Origin of the sequence: uncultured Legionella sp. (assembly GCF_937871865.1) — a bacterium.
Lineage (GTDB): Bacteria > Pseudomonadota > Gammaproteobacteria > Legionellales > Legionellaceae > Legionella.
On record NZ_CALMPD010000194.1, the window covers coordinates 1 to 4,352 of the forward strand.

Consider the following 4,352-nt stretch of genomic DNA (forward strand, 5'->3'; position numbering starts at 1 on the left):
GTTATACTCATAAGAAACAATCAGGTGGTTCTGGTCAGTACGGTAAAATTGACTATACTATCTCTCCAGGAGAACCAAACTCTGGGTTCACTTTCGTGACTTCTGTTGTAGGTGGTAACGTTCCTAAAGAATTCTTCCCTGCAATTGAAAAAGGCTTCCGTTCAATGATGAATGTAGGTACTTTAGCTGGTTTCCCTGTATTGGACGTAGCAATTAATCTGACTGACGGTGCTTACCATGCTGTTGACTCTTCTGCAATTGCGTTTGAAATCGCTGCAAAAGGTGCTTTCCGTCAATCGATACCAAAAGCTGGTCCACAACTTCTTGAACCAATTATGAAAGTTGATGTGTACAGTACGGAAGATGACGTAGGTAACGTTATTGGTGACTTGAACCGTCGTCGTGGTATGATCTCAGGTCAAGAGCCAAGTGCTAGTGGTGTGCGTATTAAGGCGGATGTTCCACTTTCAGAAATGTTTGGTTACATCAGTACCTTGCGTACACTTACTTCTGGACGCGGTCAATTTTCAATGGAATTCTCTCATTATTCTGCTTGCCCAGCCAATGTTGCTGAGACAGTGATAGCTAAAGAGAAAGAAAAGAAAGCTGCTGCAGCTGCTGCAAAGTAAGTTAGTTCTTCAATATTTAAAAGCTCCGTCAGTTTATACTTACGGAGCTTTTTTTTCGTTTCCGATAATCACAGTTACAAAATTTACAACAGTTGCTTCACTTGTTGTAATTTTCATATTTCATATGACATCTATATTAAACTCACTAATTAGTTTAATGAATTCTTTAAATTGATTAATACCTGATCAAAAGAATCAACGCGTATAAAGCCTAAACGAGGATATTCCATATCTATAATTGTAAAAATTATCAGGCTGATGACTAAAGAATAAAACGCGATATGCAGGATGCTTACTTCCTTTAGGATATGAATGTGACTGCCAATGAAAAAAGTAGCTACCAGGTCAACAAATATCAATAAAACAAAAATATATATAGGAGGATGCATTTGCATACTTTGTACGCGAGTGTTCTCTATATCCAATACTTGGTTTAGAGCGGGTATTAAAAGCAGGCACGAGTAACTCTTGTCCATCTGTTTACAAGAACTTAGAGTTTTATTCCATACTTGGGTTTGATATTCATGTGATTTTTTTAAGTAATATTGAGCTTTGGGAATATCTGGGATTGCCTGGTACGCTTTAATGTGGAAATCTAAATAGGTCTTTAATATCTTTCTGATTGCTTCTTTTTTTTCTATTGGTAATAAGTCAAGGCGTAAATAAAGAGTTCCTATAGAGTTTGCCTGGTCAATAATTAATGCTCTTCTCTGATCAAATTTATTAATCGCAGAGGAAAAAGTAAATGCTAACAAAAGTCCTAGTAATGCAAACATTGAACCTTCAATAATTTGCATACCACTTTTTTTTTGGACTGTCTGGTTTAATTTCAATTTTTTCGAGTATTTATATCCACAATATAAAGTTAAAATATTTAAAAAAAATATGAAGATTAAGAATAATAGACCTAAATATGTGTAAAAATTCATTTTTATCCCAATAATTGTTTCATGTTCCTCGGGCTTGCGTATCACATCATTTGATGCGATACGGTGTACCAGGTGAAAAAAGCTGTTTTGCACATGGAATATTAATAGCCCTTAAATAAATTATAGATAAAACTAGGAAAAACACCTTTGATGCTCAACAACCTGCTGCATTTTAATTAAAAATTACTCTATACTTTGTAAATCCATTCTGGAAATAATTAAGATTTATATGGTTCGAATTCTGGTATTACAACATTCTCCATATGAACCATTGGGAATAATTATTCATACCCTGAAAAGGATGAAGCTTCGTGTACGTTATGTTAATTTTGCCAGAGCTCCATACCAAAGAGTCGATATTAATCGTTATCATGGCATTGTTATTCTTGGCGGAGCCATGCATCCTAATGAGATTGATTTGTATCCACATCTTCAACATGAAATTGAGTTATTGCAGGCTGCAATTGCTAAAGAAATGCCAATATTAGGTATTTGTCTTGGATCGCAATTATTGAACATGGCATTGGGTGGTAGTTGTTATGCTTTAGAAAAGCCGGAGTTTGGATGGGTTAAAATTGACAAACGTGCCGAGCACAAGTTTTTTGAATCATTTGAGATCTCTACTCATGTATTTCAATGGCATCAATTTGCAAGTAAGACAGCTCCAGGCGTGGATATACTTTTAGAAAACAATCAATGTGTTCAGGCATTTTCTTATCATAATAGTATTGGACTCCAATTTCACTTGGAGGTTGATACCAATTTAATTCAACGCTGGCTTCAGCACCCTAATTATTTAGAACATCTGCTTCGTCATCTTCAGCCAGAAGAGATTAATGCTATTTATACAGAAACATCAGTGCATTTATCTAAATCAATGTTAATAGCCAGAAGTTTTTTTTCCAATTTCTGCGCGTTATTTAGTAAAAAAACCTATGCGATGACTTCACGTACTGCTGGAAGAGATTTATTTTAGGATGGAACATTCTGCACTGAATAGTGTGCATATTATATTGGGCGTTATATTGAATATAATTATTTAGTCGGCGTCGCGAAATGTTTGGGGCGTTTGATGATAACAGTTGAATTAATTTTTTTGATTCTCAATCAATAAAAAAGTATTATCATTTGGAATGTTTTTCAATATTAAATAACATAAGGATACTGGTGTAGGGAATGAACTATTTATTAGATATCAAACAATACTTCCTCTTAACGCCCATTGCCAGTAATCAATGATCAACAATAGATTTCCCCTTATTTCATTCACCTGCACACTGAGTGCAGGAGTTCAGTGCCCCCTAACTCACATTCGCCAATGGAACTGAGTTATGAATTTGCCTACCGGAGCAAAAGTCAATTAGGTCCCGCAGCAGAACAAACACTCAAAGGTAGATTAGCCTTCGAGCATCTTTACACCAATAGTGTTTTATTTAACTTCAGTTATCTTACATAAGGATATTAAAGAATGAAAGGACGTCATTTAAGCTCTTTACTGATTACTGTGGTTACTGGATTAGTGCTAATTAATACAGTTGATTCAGGTTATGGAGTGAGTCAGTGGCTGGTTGATGATGCTTTGGCTCAAACTGGCGGCGCCACCTACCAGCTGAGCAATATTAGCACCAATCATACCGTGAAAGTGAACTTTGATGTGGCGACGCTGACACCAAGCGTGTCCACGTTAGGGCTTTCTGTGAATTGTCCTACTGCATCAGTGTCTCCTGATTGCGCACAAAAGAATAATGCATTAACCGCAGCACCACGCCAAATTACGATAACCAACACTGGTTCAGTTGATGCCACGAATGTAGTGGTTAGCTCTTCTGGGCTATCTTCTGATGCTTTGGTGTCGCCTTCTAGTTGCGGTACTATTGCTGCTAATGGTGGACAATGCCACTGCAAGCGCTAATGCAAGTAATGCTCTGTGCACTACAGGAGTGCAACCCAAAGGGGAGGTGAGTGCGACTGCAGATGGTGGATTGTCTATGTCAGTAGATACCTATGTCCTGGGTTATGGTTGTATTTATCAAGGTGGATTTATTTATTCTGTAGATGACACGACCGAAAATACAGGCAGTATTGGTGGTAAGACAGCAGCAATCACGGATACTTATCCAGGCCAAACATCTTCCTCTATAAATACTCCTAATTGGGGTGGTTTTGGAACGGATATTGGTGCTGCTTTATACTCAACCAATCCGCAAGACGCAAATGATGGCAGTGCTAACAGCGCAGCCATTATCAGTGTATTGACACCACCTGCATCATTAAATGATTACGCAGCCGGATTATGTAGAACTTTGTCTGTAGATGATGCCGGAGCTTCATTATGCACCGCTCCTAATGTCTGCTACACAAGCTGGTATTTACCAGCCATCTGTGAGTTGGGGCCGTTGGGCGGTATCTGTACTCCTGGAAGTACCAACATCCAGAAGCAATTGTTTGAAAATACATTGATTCCAAGCACTACTCTTGGGTTGGTGAATGCTGGCTACTACTGGAGTTCTACCGAATTTTACTTGAACCCAGGGCATATTGCGTTATTCGAGTACTTCCGCTCTAGTGGCAGCCTTATCACAGGAGCCGGTAAGAACGCTCGGCTAGGTGTTCGTTGTTCTCGGGCTTTAGTCCCTTAACCCCTCATCACTTTTTTGACCTTGCTTTGTTGATGCTGCGAATCAATGCCATGATTTTCAGGTTTTTGTTATGGCGTTGTATACGGAATAAGCGGTTTATCTATAGCCAACACACGATAAATTGATTATTAGCAATGGCTCTGAAAAAGCTCATC

5 protein-coding genes and 1 pseudogene are annotated in these 4,352 nt (G+C 38.2%); 5 read left to right on the plus strand and 1 reads right to left on the minus strand.

Translation table 11 applies throughout. The features are described from left to right. A pseudogene (locus Q0495_RS10590) lies at positions 1–629 on the plus strand (elongation factor G); the annotation flags it as partial. Positions 630–778: 149 nt separating this feature from the next. Here Q0495_RS10590 and Q0495_RS10595 read toward each other — a convergent pair. After that, positions 779–1,405, minus strand: coding sequence for a hypothetical protein (locus Q0495_RS10595; RefSeq protein ID WP_298625917.1), 627 nt, complete (start codon positions 1,403–1,405; stop codon positions 779–781). A 382-nt stretch (positions 1,406–1,787) separates the two neighbouring features. On the opposite strand from Q0495_RS10595, the gene Q0495_RS10600 reads away from it, so the two are divergent. The 4 genes from Q0495_RS10600 (at position 1,788) to Q0495_RS10615 (ending at position 4,197) form a co-directional block, all read left to right on the plus strand. Then, positions 1,788–2,534 carry a type 1 glutamine amidotransferase gene (locus Q0495_RS10600; RefSeq protein WP_298625919.1) on the plus strand — a complete coding sequence of 249 codons (747 nt, stop codon included), beginning with the start codon at positions 1,788–1,790 and terminating at the stop codon, positions 2,532–2,534. A 318-nt stretch (positions 2,535–2,852) separates the two neighbouring features. Next, positions 2,853–3,014: a hypothetical protein gene (locus Q0495_RS10605; RefSeq protein WP_298625921.1), complete on the plus strand. Its 162-nt coding sequence runs from the start codon at positions 2,853–2,855 to the stop codon at positions 3,012–3,014. 12 nt (positions 3,015–3,026) lie between these two features. Beyond that, positions 3,027–3,470: a hypothetical protein gene (locus Q0495_RS10610; RefSeq protein ID WP_298625924.1), complete on the plus strand. Its 444-nt coding sequence runs from the start codon at positions 3,027–3,029 to the stop codon at positions 3,468–3,470. Further along, a complete protein-coding gene (locus Q0495_RS10615; protein ID WP_298625927.1) occupies positions 3,442–4,197 on the plus strand; it encodes a hypothetical protein in 756 nt (251 codons plus the stop codon). Before Q0495_RS10610 ends, Q0495_RS10615 begins: the two co-directional genes overlap by 29 nt. The last annotated feature ends 155 nt before the right edge of the window (positions 4,198–4,352 follow it).

Excerpts from the sequence above, each read along its gene's own strand:
- Q0495_RS10595 (WP_298625917.1), bottom strand. The coding sequence starts at position 1,405 with ATGTTTGCATTACTAGGACTTTTGTTAGCATTTACTTTTTCCTCTGCG.
- Q0495_RS10600 (WP_298625919.1), top strand. The coding sequence starts at position 1,788 with ATGGTTCGAATTCTGGTATTACAACATTCTCCATATGAACCATTGGGA.
- Q0495_RS10610 (WP_298625924.1), top strand. The coding sequence starts at position 3,027 with ATGAAAGGACGTCATTTAAGCTCTTTACTGATTACTGTGGTTACTGGA.
- Q0495_RS10615 (WP_298625927.1), top strand. The coding sequence starts at position 3,442 with ATGGTGGACAATGCCACTGCAAGCGCTAATGCAAGTAATGCTCTGTGC.